The following is a 17406-nucleotide window of genomic DNA, read 5'->3' on the forward strand; positions in this document are numbered from 1 at the left end:
TTTAAGCCTGGGCCGAAAATCAAAAGCGATTTTCAGCCCAGGCTCTCTTTTTATTTTTCCTTATAAACATTTTTTAACGTTAATGGAGCGCCAAAGGTATGAAAATTCAAGCCTTTGACTTTATCATTTTGCAGGACTGTTTGTTCATTTTGGCTAAGTGGAATCATGCCAGCAGTCGTTTCAATCACTTCTTTTTCAGCTGCAATCAGTGTCGCCCATCTTTTTTCTGGCTCTAAGGCATAGGTTGTGGCTGCTTCATCTAATAATTTGTCATAGACAGGGTTCTGATAATTGCGATCATTGCCCTTGTATAAAGTCATCAGGGTAGAAATAGGATCTTGATAGTCTGGTGTCCAGTAAATTAAGAATAAATCATAGTCACTTTCTCGCCCAAAGTTCAATGCAGCTTCAGTCGGCAATGCGGTTAGCTCTATTGTCAAACCAGGAAACAGTTCTTGTAGCGAGCCTTGCAAACTTTCACCAATTTTTTTGTAAGAACCATCATCTGTTACCATCAATTCAACGTTAACCTTTTCTCCTAATTCTGCTTGTGCTTTTTTCCAATAACTTTGCGCTTTTTCTTTGTTATAAACCATTAAATTACCTGCTTCTTGACGAAAATCGAGGCCCGTTGTGGGATTCGCAACAAAGCCTTCCGTGATTGCCCCATGTAGCGCTTTAGAACCATCTGCAATAATATTATTAACTAGATTTTCTTTATCTATGCCTAAAGCCAACGCTTTACGCAGGTTTTCGTTTGCAAGCGGCGTTGCTTGCCCTTTCCGTTTTTGATTTAAGCGCAAATAGTTCATTGTCGCTGTTGGGTACGAATGATATAACGTATTATTTTTATTCTGTTGCGCCAGTTCACCACTTAGTGTAGCCACATCTAATTGTCCATCTTCAAAAAGATTCAATGCAGTAGATGTTTCTTTGATAACTGTATAATTGATAATGTCTGAGCGCACGTTCTGGTGATCCCAATAGCGATTATTTTTTGCTAGTTGCCAGTCCATCTTTGTTTGCTGCCAATCTTTTACCACGAACGGACCATTATAGACGACTTTATCACTAGCAGTTCCATAGTCCACACCAAATTGTTCGACTACTTTTTGATTTTGCGGGAAAAATGTAGGAAAAGCTAATAAGGACGTAAAGTACGGTTTTGGCTCTTTGAGCGTCACTTTTAATGTATAATCATCCACAGCTGTGACACCAAGTTCATTGGGTGCTAATTTCCCAGCTGAGATTTCTGCACCATTTTGAATTGTTTCAACGATGAGGAAGCTATAAACAAAGCCGTTTTTAGGATCAATCATTTTTTTCCAAGCATATTCAAAATCATGTGCTGTGACAGGATCATCGTTACTCCAAACCGCTTCTTTTCTCAAAGAAATCGTGTAGGTTTTTCCATCTTCTGAAATCATCGGCAATGCTTTTGCTACGGCTGGTACCAATTGGTCTTGTTCATCTAAACTATATAACCCTTCAAACGCTGCTGTTTGGACAATAGCATCTGGAAAATCCAATAATACAGAGGTGTTGAGCGTTGTTAATTCCGAGGGTGACATCAGTTGAACAGCTTCTTTGGTATTTTTCTGTTTCTTTTTATTTTCATTTTTATTGGTACACCCAGCTAAAAATCCTACCAATAAAATACAAACCATTGTGATTTTTAAATACTTTTTCATCTTCTTTCTCCTATAACTCTTCATTTTTTATGCTTTTACTTACAGAAAGACAGCTCCCCTTTTATTTTGTCCTTTCCACAAGCATCCAGACAACGACCGCTGGCTCCAACCCATCATTATAATTAATGTGCCCTTCACCAGCTTCAATTAATTGGGCTTGTCCAGCTCTTCCAACTAAGTCTTGACCATCTTCTAAAATCGTATGTGCTTCGCCAGAAATCACATAAGAATATTCATCCTGTTCATGGCGAGCATATCCAGCTAAAGGCCGTTTTTCACCAGGCTGTAATGTAATAATGCCCATTTGAACTTGTGTATTTGGTTGGTTTTCTTTATCAAAAAAAATCGTCATTTCTTCTGATTCTGCTGATTTAATAAGCAATAGCTTTCCCTCCTTTTTTAAATCTTGTATCTTCCATTATTCCTTTAAATAGTATCAAAGTCAATCTTTTTATAGAAAATTCTGAATATTCTACACAAAAAAAGAGAGCATGAATTCTCTCTTTTTTATCTCTTTAAACTTTTACAATCCAGCCTTCTGGCGCTTCTTTGTCACCAAACTGTATGCCAACCAGTTCATCATATAGTTGCTTAGTCACTGGTCCAACTTCCGTTTCACTATAAAACACATGGAAATCTGTGCCATTTTGAATCCCACCGATAGGAGAAATAATCGCCGCCGTGCCACAAGCACCCGCTTCGGAAAAGTCCGCTAATCGGTCAATGTAAACATCTCCTTCAAGCGCCGTCATCCCTAAACGTTCTTTTGCTAGCGTCAATAATGAATATTTAGTAATACTTGGTAAAATAGACGCTGATTTTGGCGTAATAAAAGTACCCTCTTTGGTTATGCCAAAGAAATTAGCTGCACCAACTTCTTCAATTTTCGTATGCGTATACGGATCTAAATAAATGCAATCACTAAATTCTTTCTCATGTGCTTCTGCACCTGGTAAAAGACTGGCTGCATAATTGCCCCCCACTTTAGCGGCCCCAGTTCCTCGGCCCGCCGCTCGATCATATTCAGAAACGATAAAGTTGGTTGGTGCTAAACCATTTTTAAAATACGAACCAACTGGCACACAAAAAATAGAAAAAATGTATTCTTTGGCAGGTGCTACACCAATATTATCGCCGACACCAATCATATAAGGGCGAAGATACAACGTGCCACCCGTTCCATATGGCGGTAAATAAGCAAGGTTGGCTTTCACCACTTCTTGGCATGCAGAAACAAAGGTTTCTACTGGCACTTGTGGCATCAGTAGACGCGCACAACTTTTTTGTAGCCGTTTGGCATTTTCATCTGGACGAAACAAATTGACAGAACCATCTGCACATTGATACGCTTTTAATCCTTCAAAACATTGTTGGCCATAATGTAGAGCAGGCGAACCTTCACTAATCGTTAACTGATTGTTATCTGTTAGCGTGCCTTCTTCCCACTTGCCATCTCGCCAATAACTAATATAACGAAAGGGCGTTTTAATGTAAGAAAATCCTAAATTATTCCAATCAAGATTGGCTTTTTCCATTGTCGTAGCACCTCAATTATTTTGATTTTTTATCTTAATTAGTGTAATTGTACCCACCAAAAACTAGAAAAGCAAGCCTTATTCTCATTCTTAACTTTTGTTATTTTTTCTTACTTGTCCATTTCTCCCTCGCCAAAAAACCTTGATAGCCGTTTCTTCAATTCAACGGAATATCAAGGTTTCGAAAAATTATTCAGTATACTCTTTAGTTTCTTGTAACGTCCCATCTTGCTTATAGATTTTCAGCTTTGTTTGTTTATTCCGAGCAATTTCTTGAGCTCGTTCAACCGCCTCTTGTTTGTGGGTAAATGTATTACTTGCTTTTTCAGCGCTGTCTGAAATCACCAACCATTGGTTGTCTTTATATTTAACGTTGACAGCCGCCGTTAATAATTTTCCAGCATGTTTATCCTGTTTATGCGAATCTTGTTTCGTAGGATTTGCTTCTTGTTCGAAGGCCTTTTTGTCTGCTGCACTTGCCTCTTGATACCATTTCTCCGCTTGACTAATCGCAATTGGAATGGCACGATCATCAGGGTAGCCATCCGCAAGCAACGCATTGCCAATATCTATCGCTTTTTTCCGAATCAAAGGTGCTAAATTTTTCATTGATGTAGGATAATCATTCATATTCCAAGGCATCAAAATCTCCTCCTTAAATTCTGTCTATTACTAGCTTACTACAGAAAAGGAACATTTGAAAAAGAAATGATTACTTTGAATATTTCCTGAACCTTCTTGAGAGAATAAACCTAATTTCCCGTTGGCCAAAACTTCTCAATCTTTGAGTGTATGATTACTCATTTCCCTTTGAATCAGTTATGATAAAGGAAGAAATAAATAAATTTTTTGGAGGGATTTTCATGAAAATGTCTAAAGTACTCACCACTGTTTTGACGGCAACTGCTGCTCTTGTGCTGCTTAGTGCTTGTTCATCTGATAAAAAAACAGATAGTAGTTCTAGTAGCAAAGAAACAGCTAATTCAAGTACAGAAGTAGTCTCTGGTGCTTCAATTAGTGCCAAGCCTGAAGAACTCGAAATGGCGTTAAGTGATAAAGGAAATTGGATTGTCGCAGCTACTGACAATGTCACTTTTGATAAAGAGGTAACAGTTGCTGGTACTTTCCATGATAAGGGGAAAGATTCCAACGATGTCTATCGTAAATTAGCGCTTTATTCTCAAGATGATAATAAAAAAGTAACTGCTGAATATGAAATCACGGTTCCTAAGCTAATCGTTTCTTCTGAAAATTTCAACATCGTTCACGGGACTGTCAAAGGTGATATTGAGGTGAAAGCAAATGGCTTTACTTTAAATGGTACCAAAGTTAATGGCAATATTACTTTTGATAAACAAGAATACAAAGATTCTGCTGACTTAGAAAAAGATGGTGCCACTGTTACTGGTGAAGTCACCGTAGCCAATAATTAAGTTATTACCAGACAATTTTAACTAGTAAAAAACCAATGACAAATGTTCAATCAAATTTGTCATTGGTTTTAGTTTGTAAACACAGTGCCAGCATTGGTAGATAATTACAAAATGAACTCACTCTTTGCCATAAGCCTAAATAATTAAATGGTTTTACCTGTTGCAACTGTGGAATCCTTGCTAAGCCATATAAGCCGGCTGCAAGCATACATAAAATAAACAAAAAGCCAAAAAGTTTTTTATTTTTTTGCGAACCGTCTTTACTATAGATAATGGTTAAGACGCCTGATAACAACAAAAAGCCTGTATAACCGACTGCTGATCCTCCGTTATGAAGCGCGGCAGCAACTGTGCCAGCGCTTGAAGTGTCTACGCTGAAGAGCCCACTGAAAATACAATCAAATAAACCATAAGCGCCAATCATTGCCACTACTAACCAAGCACCTTTTTTCGTTTTTCTGGAAAAAATAGCATATATCCTAGGTAAACTTGCTAACATCAACATTCCCGCAATGATAGTTAACCGATTAAAGTTTTCCCTAACTGGACTATTCACATCACCTAATAAGCTAATTACTTCTGTCAATTGATTGTAACCTTGATCTTTGAATCCGACATAATAAGGTGTAAAAAAATCAAGTAAGACCCCTAAAACTAAAAAATAGCCGCCATATTTTTTAAAAAACTGCATCTATTCACCTCAATTTTGATTTTCTATTTACTTCAAGTATAGCATATCAAAAATTCCAAATAATTAAACTTTCTTTTCCACTAAAAAACTTTTCGTCAACGCGAGACGAAAAGTTTTACTTTAAGATTCAATAGAATCTACAATCTTATCATTTTCTTTTGATTCATTTAGCCACTCCGAGACAATAATTTTAATGATTGCAGCAACAGGAACTGCTAAAAACATCCCTAAGACGCCGAAGTACGCTCCCCCAATCGTGATTGAAACAATAATTAAAATCGGATTGACATTTAGGGCATCTCCCATAATTCGAGGACCAATAATATTGCCGTCAATTTGTTGTAAAATTAATAAAACTAGTAACACCGTAACGGCTTGAGTAACACCACCTGTGAAAAGCGTAATCACACCAGCAACAATTGACGCAAAAATCGAACCAAAATAAGGAATCATATTACAAATACCTAATAAAATCCCCAAAGTCACAGCAAATTTCACATTCAAAATACTTAACAAAATCGTTGATGAAACGCCAATAATACAAGCATCAAGAAATTGGCAACTGATAAATTTATAGAAAATTTTATTCGTTGTATTTAACCAAGTTTGTGTTTGCTTGTACACTTTTTCAGACAGCAATTTGTGGGCGGCCTTTTCAACAAATGTCAAAATAGATTGCTTAAATACCAGCGCATATATTGAGATAATCAACGTCAAAAATGCATTTAAAAAGAATGATGAAACATTTTTAGTCAACGTTCCTAATGAAAACAACGCTTGTGTCCATTGATTTAAAAAACGTTCTGGCGACAAATCTTTAAGGACACTATTTAAATATTTTTCAATCGCGGCTGTTTTTAAAATCCCTTTATCTTCTAAACTCATTACAAACTGAACCATGTGATCATAAAAAGTGGGTAAAGAGTTTGCTAAATCTACTAAATTACTAATGAGTAGCGGAACGATATAGTTTAATGTCAAAACAAAAATAAACAAAATAATCAGGTACAAAAGGAGTACGCTCAAGCCGTGTTTCGCTTTTTTAACGACTGGTAAAGGAACTCTTTCTAATAATCCCTCGATTTTTTTCTGACTTCCACTCAATAAATAAGCAATCACAAACCCAGTAATGAATGGGGATAAGATGCCTAATAAACCCGAAACACTATGGACAAAGTGCTGATAATTCGTGATTAATAAATAGCCAACAATCAGCGCCATTACAAATAAAAAGCGGACAACCCAGTAATTCCAATCAACATTGTATTTCTTCAATCACTTCACCTCTAAATAAATTATGCCTATCATTGTAATTGTAAACGATTTGTGGCAAAAGGCAAGTTTGTCCATTCGTTCTTGATGAAATACACAAAGAAGCCTGACACTTTAAAAAATGTGTCGGTTTATTCTGCAGTATAAAAATGAGGCACTAGACCTTGCTTCTTTTCATAAAAGAAGCAACTTGGGCTACAAGTACGTTTAACTTGTAGCCCAAGTTGCTTAGATAGACTAAATTTATTTTTTCGATTCCACTGTGACCGTAAAGTTATCCATAATGAAATCTTTATCGGCACCTGTTGTAAAAATACCAAACGTAGTATTTCCTGAAGCATCCCCAATTATTTCTGCTTCATAATGCTTGGTTTGACCATCTGCTGCTGTCGAAGTCAACTCACCGACTGGCTTAAAGTCATTGTTATTTTTCAACTCCCCATTAATGGTCCCAGCAGTAAAGACATTTTCACCATCAGTTTGATAATCAAATTGGACCGTATATTTCTTGTTCGGTTCAAATTTAATATTTTGCGGAATTGTTTGAAGCATCAATCCTGCTCCTTGTTTATGGGCTTTCAAGGACCAGTTGCCTTCTAATACATCTGAAACAAGATTTCCATTCCAACCATATTGTGTGTAAGGTTCATTTCTTTCTGATAAATGAATCCGTGGATCTTCTACTCCACCAGCTGAGCCTTTAACAAACGGATATAATCCAACTGCTTGTGTGTCTTCAAAATCTTGCTTAATAACTGTTTGTTTGTCTGGGTTCATGATATCCGTTTGACGCTCAACAATTCGTAAATCATCAAATTTTGTAACGGAATTGCCTTTATCAACCGCTAACGTCACCGAGCCTTTTTTGGCATTATCTGGGATTTCAAAATCAATTCGCATATTTTGCATATACTGCGGATTTTTCCTGCTTGTATGGTTAATATCTGCCTGAATGTAGTTTTGGGCAACCGAATTATTCAATGTCCGCGTATATTTCTTACCACCAATTTTAACAGTTACTGTGGCTTTACGATCATGTGTTTCTGTGTTTAGATACAAACTATATTTTCCTGGTTTAGGAAGATTGATGTCTTGTTTGATTTCGGTTCTTTCTTTTTCTGAACTAAAGACATAATCACCGTTAGCATCTTTTTTAACCTCTCCATCACCTCGGAAAACTTTCCAGTTATTTTTCAAGGTATTGGCTTCATTAAATCCAGGATCTTTAAATGGTGTTCCTGTTCCAAATGTCATCGGTTCAATACTGTCAGGTTCAGCAATGACATACGGTGTATTAGCCTCGGCTTGGATGGTCACTTGGTTATTTGTAGTGGCAATTGCGCCTTTGTCAATACGCCCTTGATCTGTTAATTCATATAAATGTAAATTCGTTTTTCCTTGCATTTTCTTATCCAATGACCAAGTGCTGGTACCGCCTTTTGGATTCCAGTGATATAGTTTGTCTTGACCATTGACATTCCAAGGCAGTAGATACGCATCACCTTTTAGAACTTCTGTCTCATTTAACGTAATGCTTCTTGGCGAATTAGCATCTGCTTGAGTAACGGTCACTTTTTCAGCACCGTTCGCTAATTTAATTGTGCCATAGATTTGACCATCTGCTGCTGTTGTAGTTTCCCAGTTTGTAATTTGGTAATGCTGTAAGAACTTAGTTGGGACATTAATGGCAAAAGTTTTTTGGCGATAGGTATTAAAATTGGTTTTACCCACCCAACCTTCATAGGCTTCAAATTCAGCTCCACCTAACAAAGGGTTGTCGGAAATAATCCAAGTGTCTTTTTGATGATTCCGAATAAAACGAACGATTGTACTGTTAAAGCCTTTCGTTGTTGTACCGCCGTAATCTTTTTCTGCAGACCAATGGTTCCAAACCGAGTCATACTCTAAAGCATTCGGAAATTCATTGGTTGTAAACCAACCGAGTGAATTAATTTCTTTACTTAGTTGACGACTTGCCCAACCTGATTCGCCTTGATTGCCCCAAACATCAACATAAATATAATCTAGATTCGGTGCTTTTTGTTTTAATTCTTTAAAGCGCTCATAGCGACGACCACTCAATGCATCGGGTCTTTGTTTAATAAAATAAGACGGATCTAACCAATCCCAGCCACGCTTCGTTGGATCAACTAATTCCTCATTAAATCCTTTTGCTTCTGGGTAAGACTCGGTGTCATTAATATGCACACCGAAAACGGCATTTAATTTATGGCCTTCATCAATCAATTGATTCAACGCTTGTTCCCCACCAGGTCGCTGACCAATAGCACCGTAATCTGGATGCGCAGAATCATGTCCTTCATTTTGATACCCTTTTAGTAAATTCATTTGTCCTAATCCATCTGTTAAATTGTAAATACGTTTTGATTCGTCTAACGTCACTAAGAATGGGTTTGTCGCCTGACTAGCAAAGTTAAAAGGAATCCGTTGGTTGACTAATTCAGGGACTTTTTCCGCGCCCATTGGGTTATTCATAATTGAACGGAACCCAATTGCCGCATCTTGCCAATCCACCCGATTGTCGTCGTTGCTATCTTTTGAGAATTTAACTTTCACTTCTGGCGTTTCTCCAGTTGTGTAATCTTCCGGTGCATCAAATGGTCGATAGGTCCATGCCCCGCTTGACAAGGTTGTTACAAAACCAGTCGCCGCTTCTTTTGTTTGTTTATGGATTCGATTGTTGTCACTACCATCGACAGAGCCGTCTCCATAGGCGTTCGTCCAAAAACTTGCAGCATAATTTGCTGTATTTAAGAAACCATACATATATTTTTTCGTTTCTTCTTGGCTTGTTGTAGTTAAATCTTGGATAGTATCACCATTTTTATTTCCGTTATTTGCATTTGTCCCAGTATTCATCACAACGCCAGCAAAAGTCGCCCCTTCATCTGTACTATTGACAGAAATCAAGCCTTGATTTGGAATTGAAATTGTGTGTATTTTGGTTCCTTCTTCACGAATATCTGAGAGTTTCATAGCTAATTCTTGGCCTTCGGAAACAGTCAATGTCGTTGTGAAATGCAAACCAATTTCTGGGACAGCTACGTTATAAACGGCTTGATTTGCTTCACTCTTTTGTTTTTCAGCAGTTGCTTTATATGCTTTGCCATCAATCATTACTTGGTCAAATTTCTCGTGTTGGCCATTAAAAATCACTTGATTACTCTGAGGGTCTTCGTAGCGAATAATTCGTGGAAATTGTGGATCAACCACGGCTGTTAAATCTGCGGAAGAGATTTTGTCGCCTTTTTCAGCTTCATTGTCTTTAGCAACAACAATGCTGGCTTTTGCTTTGATGTTTGTATTTTCCAAAGTACCGTCGACTTCAAAAGTTCCTGGTTCTTTGTATGCAGCAGGATCGATTTCATCCCAACTTACTGCTTCATTGGCTTCTTTACCAGTATTATAGGTCACTTTTACTTGTTTCGGTAATTTTGGTGCGACACCAATTTTTGTAAAAACTTTGACTGGCGCAATTTGTGTCACTTCTGGCACAATTTCCGGAATGCTATCTACGGGGCCATTTTTAAAATAGTCATAACTGACAATTTTTTTGTCGTACCACAAACGGACACCCACATGTCCGGCTTCTGTTGGAATTTTGTCTCCGTTGGCCAAAACAGGTTCTCCTTCGTAAATCAACGTGGTGTTAAGCCAGATAGTAATTTTTTCACCAACATAACGTACTTTCAACAAATAATTCGTATCTTCATTTAACGTTGGCCCAGAAATTGAATCATTCCACGAATTAGGGCTTTCAACTAACCATTTGCCATTCGCGTTATAGCCTACAAAAACCCAGCTATCTTTGGTATTACCACGAATAATCACACCCGTTCGACCGCTTCCAGCAGTGTATTTAAACTTTGTTTCTACTTCACCATCAGCTAATTTAGGGGAATCTAAATTTAAAGATACGGCATTATTACCTGCTGCTGCATCTCGTGAAATCGCCAATGACTCTCCTGCTAATTCTCGATTTGTTTTACCAATCACATCTTGCCACTCACCAATTTTCCCTCCTGGAAAATCAGATTGCCACAATTTTTCTTCTGTTGCGGTAGGTTCCACCATTGATGAGCTTGTTTCAGTGCTGCTGTTTGTTGTTTCTTCTGCAGACGTACTTAATGGTACTAAAATCGTTGCGCTTGCCAATAGTGTCAATGTACTAAATCGTTTTATTTTTCCATGTTTCATCTGATAAATCAGCCCCCTAACATTTTTGAACACGCTTTCATTATTAACAATTAAAGGGGCGTTCCAAAAATAAATTCTTTTATTTTTGGAACGTCCATCTCTAAATCATTCTCTTAAAAACTTTGATTACTTACGACAACAAGTCAGAATCATTCATCCTCGTCATCTACTGCAACATTTAGCAGCAATTCGTTGACTTTCACAATACTTTCTGCTGATTCCTTAACATAGTCACCTTCGATCGCTAATAAACTTGCATTTACATAGCTGATAACCATCGGTAAATTCATCCCAGTATATAAGTCAAACGAAGCACCTTGCATAATTTTTTTGGATAAAATATTACAAGGTGTCCCCCCTAATAGATCAGCAAAGACAACAAAATCTTCTAGCGATTCCGTAATCGCTTCAAATTTTTCTAAAAAGTCAGCTTCACCTTCTTCTGGTAATAAAGCAACAGTGGAAATTGTTTCTTGCGGTCCCATAATCATCTCCGCACTTTTTTTCAATTCCTCGCAAAAACGGCCATGACTTACTAAAACTAAATGTTCACTCATCGATTTTCTCCTGTCTTACTTATTTTGAAATAACACCTAACGCAGACAATGCGACACAGACAATTAATACGATAAAAATGGCTTTAGTAGACGTCATATTCTTTTTACCTAGCATCCAATAAACGCCACCGACAATTCCTGCAGGAAGTAGACGTGGTAAAATCATATCCAAGTTATTTTGCATGTTAAGTGTTACATCCCCAATACTTGGTGCCCATGATAGTTTGACATTAACCATCGTTGCCACTAAAGCGCCAACCATGAAGACCCCTAGTAAAGTTGCAGCATCTGTTAAGGCAGTTAAGCGGTGTTGCATAGTTGTTACCAAAGAAATTCCTTCGCGATACGCAAATTCCAATTGTTTCCAACGGAAGACCATCACGGCAATTTGAGCAACAATCCAGATAAAGATACCAGTTGGGTTACCATTAATCGCCATGTTAGCAGCTAGCGCCCCAAAAATAGTTGGAATTAAAGCTGCGAAAATTGAATCCCCAATTGCTGCAAACGGTCCCATTAAACCAGTTTTCAAACCTGAAACTGTTTGTTTTCCAGCAATGCCTTCTTTTTCTTCAATGGCCAAATCGATCCCTGTAATAATCGTATTAAAGAAGTTTGAAGTATTGAAAAATTGCGTGTGTGTTTTCATCACTTCTTTTAATTCAGGCGTATCATCCCCATAAATTTTACGCAATTGTGGCAAAATCGTATACAAGTAACCTGATCCTTGCATTCTTTCGTAGTTCCAACCTAATTGGAAAGTAAACAAGCTTCTGCGATTAATTTGTTTAAAATCTTCTTTCGTCAATTTATAATTAGATTTCGTCATCTTCAATCTCTCCTTCGTCTGAATCATTCGCTGCATGTTCTTTTTTGGCTGCTGGCCCACTCGGAATCATTTGGCCATTTTTGTAGCTAATTGCGGCTAAAGCGAAACCAATTAAAGCGACTGCTAACATTGGTAGTGCGTTAAATACACCACTGAAGTCTTTCACAACGCTCGCAACAGATGTTCCTAAAAGTTGCATGTTTGTAAAGATTGTTCCTAGTAAAGCAGTTACAGTGAAACCAAGAATTAAATAAGGGAAATGTTTTTTCACTGGTAAGTAACGTAGTAAAATTGCAAAACCGACCGCTGGTAAGACCGCCCCAGCAACAGACAAGCCATCACCTAACCATTTCAAATCGCCATTTAGGACAGATACAACTTTTTGTACTAAACCACCACCAAAAGCAAGTGCTAAGAAGACTGGAATCATTCGAGAAAGAGACCAAGGTAAGGCACCCATTAAGAAGTTACGTTCAATTCCTTTGTAGTTCATATCTTCGACCATTTTATCAATCCGATGTGCAAAGTAGGTATTCGCAAAACGAGCCAAAATGTCTAATTGAATCATTAAACTAGCAACTGGAACTGCAATAGCAGCGATTGCTTGTTCAGGGTTCATTCCTAAAGACACAGAAAATGCTGTGGCAAGAATCGTACCTGAGTTAGCATCAATTTTGGAGGCACCCCCGAAAGTCCCAACTCCTAATACAGTTAATTGCATACTTCCACCAATAATAAGTCCTGCTTTAATATCCCCCATCACTAATCCTGCAAAAAGACCTGCAAACACTGGCGCACTTAATGAAGAATAAATTTGTAATTCATCTAAAATTTGGTATCCTGCATATAATGTTAATAATAAGATCTGCCACCATAAGATATTCATTTTTTGTTCCCTCCTATTTTGTTATCAAACTCATAAAGTCTTCCGCTTTGTCACTTGGCACCATTTGAGCAATCAGATGGACACCTTTAGCATTTAACTCTTTAAAAACCTCAATATCTTGATCGACCACATTGATTGACTTAGTAATCGACCGTGTTTCGTTTGTTTGAGACATGTTCCCAACATTGATTTCTTTAATCGGCACCCCAAGTTCTACTAGTTTTAATAAACGATCTGGTTTCCGTACCACAATTAGTAAACGTTGTGAGTCGTATTTTCCTGCTAAAATATTTTGAGCAGCTTTTTCAACTGGTAACACGCTTAGTTTCACGCCAGCTGGTGTTGCTAATTTCAAGCCACTTTTTTCAATGGCATTCCCTGCAACCTCATCATCAACGACCATAATTCTGGAAATATTCAATTTTGTCGCCCATAAATTTGCCACTTGTCCATGAATCAAACGTCCATCAATTCTTACGCCAATAATACTCATTGTAATCCCTCTTTCATTTCTTTATATAGTGGTTCTTTTACTAACTGAATTTCTGGTTGGTACGTTCCTTCCGTTTCAAAAATGACGATCTCATTTTGCCCTTCTTTTAATAATCCTTTGGGAATATATAAGGAAAGCGTCGGACCAACATTCCAGAAACGACCAAGATTGGTTTGGTTAACAAAAACAATTCCTTTGCCGAATTTAGAAACATCAATAAATGTATCTTTCACTTCTGCTAACTCCATATGATACTGGTAAAAGCTTGGTTGATCAGGTTGCCATTCTCTTGAATAGTCTACCTGTTCACAGCTTGTCATAGGTAAACAATATTGTTGCCATTGCGTCATAAAATGTAAATCTGCCATGACACCCGTTCGAATCCCTTTTTTCTGAGTATCTGCAAATAGTTTATGCCCGTAATTGACACGACCCATATTTTCCATTAAAACATCGATTTGATTATTCTCTTGCGGCAGTGTAACGTAAATATCTTCACCAATTTCCGTTTGATATTGCGTTGCTTGATGTATCTGATTGACAAATAATTGCAGACGATCACGACCGTCAATCACTCTTAGCTTCTCTTCTGCAGCATCTTTTTCAATGCTTGTTCGGTAAAGAAGATAGCCGGTATTTTGTCCTAATTGTTCCATGGTTTGCGGATAAACGCTGACCACTGGCTGACTAATCGTTTCTAAAGTCGCAAACAAACTCACTTTGTTGGTTAAAGGAATTGCTGTTTGCGCAAAAGAATCTTTTACTAATGGTTCAGCTTGTGGTAACGCAGGGTACTCTTCGTGAAGCATTTTTTGTAAGGCGAAATACTTTTCGGTTGGGTTCCCTTGTTCATCCAGTGGCGCATCATAATCATAGGAAGTGATTTGTGGTAAATCAATGGTTCCTCGTGCGGAGCAGCCATTCATAAACCCAAAATTGGTGCCGCCATGAAACATATATAAGTTGATACTGCCTAATGCTAATGCTTCTCTAACTGATTCAGCCAATTCTTGCGGATCTCGTTTAATAATTGGCTCTTTCCAACGATTAAACCAGCCATCCCAAAATTCCATACACATTAGCGGCCATTTTTTACCATGTTCTTCAAAAAAGGCTTGCATCATAACGAAATTTTCTTTGGCTTTTGAGCCAAAATTCCCAGTTACTAAAATATCATCTTCAATCATGCTGCCTGCACGCAATGTTGCGCGCCATGGCCCGTCAGAAGTAAAAAATGGTGCTGTCACGCCACGTGCAATCATCAAATCGCGAATCGCCCGTAAATACGCTTTTTCTTCGCCAAATGAACCATATTCGTTTTCGATTTGAATCATTAAAATATTGCCACCGTTAGCAAGTTGATGCGGAACAATTTTTTCCATTAAAACATCATAATATTCCGCAACATGCTTCAGATAGGTTGGATTATTCGAACGCATTCGTCCTGGTTCATTTAATAGCCAGGCTGGAAAACCGCCAAACTCCCATTCTGCACAAATATAAGGAGACGGCCGCACAATCGCATATAGTCCAAGTTCTTGTGCTAATTTTAAAAAGCGCTCCAAATCTAATATTCCCTCAAAATGAAATGTTCCTTTTTGCGGTTCATGTAAATTCCATGGTACATATGTCTCAACTGTATTGAAGCCTAAAGCTTTCAAGTTATAAAGTGAATGATGCCAATCTGAGGGATCTACACGAAAATAATGAATGGCGCCTGATAAAATTTTAAATGGTTGACCATTTAAAAGAAACTCCTCTTTAATTTCAAATCTGTCCACATTGTCACCCTTTCTAGTAAACGCTTTCAATTGCTTGATAATTGCTAAATAAAGAAAGCTCTTTATTTAGCAATTTCAACTACTTGGATGTTCATAAGATGTTTCTTCACGTTCTCTACGTCTACATGCCCAGTCATTCTTTCTTGGGCATTAGCCATTCCAGCCGCCATGCCCCATTTTAGCAGTTCGGCAGCTGGGGCATCCTTCGCTAGTCCATATGCAAGACCAGCAATGGTTGCATCTCCTGAACCAACAGGATTTTTAGCTTGAATCGTTGGAATTTTTACACGATAGAACTGATCTTGATGTTTGGCAATTGCACCATCTTTTCCTAAAGATACGACAATCCATTCAATTCCAGCAAACATTGGTTTTGTTAAAGCTGTTTGTACAGCTGCTAATGGATTTTCTGAAAAATTTTGCTCTAGCAATCCTTCTAGTTCCTCTAAATTAGGTTTAATTAAATACGGTTTCCATGGTCCTTGAAGAACTTGCCTTAAACTATCACCAGAAGTATCTAGTAGCACTTTAACCTCTTGTGCTTGAGCTTTTTGAACTAATTCTTGATAAAAATCTGATGGTAATCCTTTCGCTAAACTGCCAGAAATTGTGACAATTTCTGCTTGCTTAATTAATTGATCGAAATTTTCAAGGAAGTTACTGATTTCTTCTGGGGAAACAGTCGGTCCAGCTTCTAAAATTTCAGTTTGATTCCCTTCGTGCAAAATCGCAATCGAATCACGCGTTTCTTCTTTGATTGACGTAAATGCTTGGGGGATGTTTGCTTTCTTTAACTCGTTTGCAATAAACGCCCCATGAAAACCACCAAGAACGCCGGTAGCGATAACATCTCCACCTAAATCATGAATGACACGAGTGACATTTAATCCTTTGCCACCAGGGGTTTTGGTCACCTGACTGGTCCGATTAACGGTATCAAGCTTTAGATGATCTAATAGGTAGGAGATATCAATTGACGGATTCATTGTTACTGTTACTATCACAGCTATGCCTCCCAATTACCCTTCGTTTACTTGAACTTTTGCATGCCAAGAGCTGGCGGTTGCCGCGATGACTTCATTTAAACTTTCAATGTTTTCTCGGCCTTCTGTTTTTAACCAATCACAAGCCGCAGTTTCTCCTGCTTCAACGAAAGGTTTCACGCCATTTTTCCACGTAGCACGGCCACATAAAACACCATTAAATGTTGAACCAGCTTCTTTAGCGAAACGTAGTGTTTCTTGGAATAGCTCTGTTGAGACACCGGCACTTAAAAAGATAAATGGTAAATCAGTGGCTTGACTTTGTTCTAAGAAATAATTCGCCGCTTCCTCTTTTGTATACGCTGTTTCAGCCGGCGCAAAACCTTCTACAAAATTCATATTAACTGGAACTTCCACTTTCAATACATCTACTTTATATTGGGGTTTAGAAAATTCTTTCATCATTTCATTCACTTTATGCGGTTTAACTTTTGCATATTCTAAAGAAGTCGCATCTGCTATTTGTGCATCGTAAGAAACTAATTCTAAGTAAAATGGTAGGTCTTCTTCTGCACATTCACTCCCTAAGCGTTCAATAAATACATGTTTTTGATGATTGATTTCTGGATCCTCATCCACATCATAGTATAGTAAAAATTTAATCGCATCTGCGCCTTCTTCTTTCAAGCGTAAAACAGACCAATCTGCTAGTAAATCAGGCAATCGTCCCGGAGTTGTTGCATCATAGCCCGTTTTTTCATAAGCGAGTAACAATCCAGCCTCGGTATCGCGTGCTTTTGCAGCAGGCAATCCATATTCTGGATCCAATAAAATGGCAGACGCATAAGGTGTCAATTCTTTCGAGACTAATTCTTTAAACGTTTCAATTTGTGCATCAGTTGGCTCTACATCTAGTGCTTTGATCATTTTTTTCAAGGCACCTCGTTGATCAATGGCCAACGCGCTAATGATTCCTTCTTGGGTTGACAAACGATCCATTGCCGCTTTTTTTCCAGCTGTTAACGTAAGCATAGTTC

Annotated in this window: 15 protein-coding genes; 1 reads left to right on the forward strand and 14 read right to left on the reverse strand. The window is 37.9% G+C overall.

The features are described 5' to 3' along the window. Window positions 1-50: 50 nt before the first annotated feature. From IGL23_RS07610 to IGL23_RS07625, 4 genes are all read right to left on the reverse strand, one after another. Complete coding sequence (locus IGL23_RS07610) at window positions 51-1691, reverse strand: peptide ABC transporter substrate-binding protein (protein ID WP_010820036.1); 1641 nt, start codon at window positions 1689-1691, stop codon at window positions 51-53. A 61-nt stretch (window positions 1692-1752) separates the two neighbouring features. Next, window positions 1753-2073 carry a cupin domain-containing protein gene (locus IGL23_RS07615; RefSeq protein ID WP_010820037.1) on the reverse strand — a complete coding sequence of 107 codons (321 nt, stop codon included), beginning with the start codon at window positions 2071-2073 and terminating at the stop codon, window positions 1753-1755. Window positions 2074-2206: 133 nt separating this feature from the next. Further along, window positions 2207-3226 (reverse strand): branched-chain amino acid aminotransferase, encoded by a 1020-nt coding sequence (locus IGL23_RS07620; RefSeq protein WP_010707490.1) that lies wholly within the window; start codon window positions 3224-3226, stop codon window positions 2207-2209. 189 nt (window positions 3227-3415) lie between these two features. Continuing rightward, window positions 3416-3868, reverse strand: coding sequence for a DUF2188 domain-containing protein (locus tag IGL23_RS07625; protein WP_002420103.1), 453 nt, complete (start codon window positions 3866-3868; stop codon window positions 3416-3418). A gap of 179 nt (window positions 3869-4047) precedes the next feature. Between IGL23_RS07625 and IGL23_RS07630 the strand changes: the two genes are divergently transcribed. Then, window positions 4048-4659 carry a lipoprotein gene (locus tag IGL23_RS07630; RefSeq protein ID WP_002382413.1) on the forward strand — a complete coding sequence of 204 codons (612 nt, stop codon included), beginning with the start codon at window positions 4048-4050 and terminating at the stop codon, window positions 4657-4659. A gap of 46 nt (window positions 4660-4705) precedes the next feature. Here the strand turns inward: IGL23_RS07630 and IGL23_RS07635 are convergent, their stop codons facing one another. From IGL23_RS07635 to lacD, 10 genes are all read right to left on the reverse strand, one after another. Continuing rightward, window positions 4706-5350, reverse strand: coding sequence for a DUF998 domain-containing protein (locus tag IGL23_RS07635; protein WP_010820038.1), 645 nt, complete (start codon window positions 5348-5350; stop codon window positions 4706-4708). Window positions 5351-5470: 120 nt separating this feature from the next. Continuing rightward, window positions 5471-6625 (reverse strand): AI-2E family transporter, encoded by a 1155-nt coding sequence (locus IGL23_RS07640; protein WP_010820039.1) that lies wholly within the window; start codon window positions 6623-6625, stop codon window positions 5471-5473. Window positions 6626-6865: 240 nt separating this feature from the next. Next, entirely contained in the window at window positions 6866-10840 is a 3975-nt protein-coding gene (locus tag IGL23_RS07645) for an endo-alpha-N-acetylgalactosaminidase family protein (protein ID WP_033594815.1), read from the reverse strand. Between the two features lie 149 nt (window positions 10841-10989). After that, window positions 10990-11397: a PTS sugar transporter subunit IIA gene (locus IGL23_RS07650; protein ID WP_002361967.1), complete on the reverse strand. Its 408-nt coding sequence runs from the start codon at window positions 11395-11397 to the stop codon at window positions 10990-10992. 19 nt (window positions 11398-11416) lie between these two features. Then, on the reverse strand, window positions 11417-12226 hold the full coding sequence (locus IGL23_RS07655) for a PTS system mannose/fructose/sorbose family transporter subunit IID (RefSeq protein ID WP_002357254.1): 810 nt from the start codon (window positions 12224-12226) through the stop codon (window positions 11417-11419). Further along, the gene (locus IGL23_RS07660; protein ID WP_002357253.1) at window positions 12213-13112 is read right to left on the reverse strand and encodes a PTS mannose/fructose/sorbose/N-acetylgalactosamine transporter subunit IIC; all 900 of its coding nucleotides are present in this window, start codon (window positions 13110-13112) and stop codon (window positions 12213-12215) included. The genes IGL23_RS07655 and IGL23_RS07660 overlap by 14 nt, the downstream gene beginning before the upstream one ends. A 13-nt stretch (window positions 13113-13125) precedes the next feature. Beyond that, a complete protein-coding gene (locus IGL23_RS07665; protein ID WP_002361968.1) occupies window positions 13126-13605 on the reverse strand; it encodes a PTS system mannose/fructose/N-acetylgalactosamine-transporter subunit IIB in 480 nt (159 codons plus the stop codon). Further along, window positions 13602-15416, reverse strand: coding sequence for a glycoside hydrolase family 35 protein (locus IGL23_RS07670; protein WP_025189964.1), 1815 nt, complete (start codon window positions 15414-15416; stop codon window positions 13602-13604). The genes IGL23_RS07665 and IGL23_RS07670 overlap by 4 nt, the downstream gene beginning before the upstream one ends. A 32-nt stretch (window positions 15417-15448) precedes the next feature. Then, the gene (gene lacC / locus IGL23_RS07675) at window positions 15449-16390 is read right to left on the reverse strand and encodes a tagatose-6-phosphate kinase (RefSeq protein ID WP_010820042.1); all 942 of its coding nucleotides are present in this window, start codon (window positions 16388-16390) and stop codon (window positions 15449-15451) included. 15 nt (window positions 16391-16405) lie between these two features. Then, window positions 16406-17401, reverse strand: a complete 996-nt coding sequence (gene lacD, locus IGL23_RS07680; protein ID WP_002357245.1) for a tagatose-bisphosphate aldolase — start codon at window positions 17399-17401, stop codon at window positions 16406-16408. Window positions 17402-17406: the final 5 nt, after the last annotated feature.

It is taken from the genome of Enterococcus sp. MSG3299 (assembly GCF_050555765.1).
Taxonomy (GTDB): domain Bacteria; phylum Bacillota; class Bacilli; order Lactobacillales; family Enterococcaceae; genus Enterococcus; species Enterococcus faecalis.

What these genes read in the sequence shown, in the direction of transcription:
- IGL23_RS07650 (WP_002361967.1), bottom strand. Translation starts at nt 11,397, where the DNA reads ATGAGTGAACATTTAGTTTTAGTAAGTCATGGCCGTTTTTGCGAGGAA.
- IGL23_RS07610 (WP_010820036.1), bottom strand. Translation starts at nt 1,691, where the DNA reads ATGAAAAAGTATTTAAAAATCACAATGGTTTGTATTTTATTGGTAGGA.
- IGL23_RS07625 (WP_002420103.1), bottom strand. Translation starts at nt 3,868, where the DNA reads ATGCCTTGGAATATGAATGATTATCCTACATCAATGAAAAATTTAGCA.
- IGL23_RS07645 (WP_033594815.1), bottom strand. Translation starts at nt 10,840, where the DNA reads ATGAAACATGGAAAAATAAAACGATTTAGTACATTGACACTATTGGCA.
- IGL23_RS07655 (WP_002357254.1), bottom strand. Translation starts at nt 12,226, where the DNA reads ATGACGAAATCTAATTATAAATTGACGAAAGAAGATTTTAAACAAATT.
- IGL23_RS07660 (WP_002357253.1), bottom strand. Translation starts at nt 13,112, where the DNA reads ATGAATATCTTATGGTGGCAGATCTTATTATTAACATTATATGCAGGA.
- IGL23_RS07665 (WP_002361968.1), bottom strand. Translation starts at nt 13,605, where the DNA reads ATGAGTATTATTGGCGTAAGAATTGATGGACGTTTGATTCATGGACAA.
- IGL23_RS07630 (WP_002382413.1), top strand. Translation starts at nt 4,048, where the DNA reads ATGATAAAGGAAGAAATAAATAAATTTTTTGGAGGGATTTTCATGAAA.
- IGL23_RS07620 (WP_010707490.1), bottom strand. Translation starts at nt 3,226, where the DNA reads ATGGAAAAAGCCAATCTTGATTGGAATAATTTAGGATTTTCTTACATT.
- lacD (WP_002357245.1), bottom strand. Translation starts at nt 17,401, where the DNA reads ATGCTTACGTTAACAGCTGGAAAAAAAGCGGCAATGGATCGTTTGTCA.
- IGL23_RS07635 (WP_010820038.1), bottom strand. Translation starts at nt 5,350, where the DNA reads ATGCAGTTTTTTAAAAAATATGGCGGCTATTTTTTAGTTTTAGGGGTC.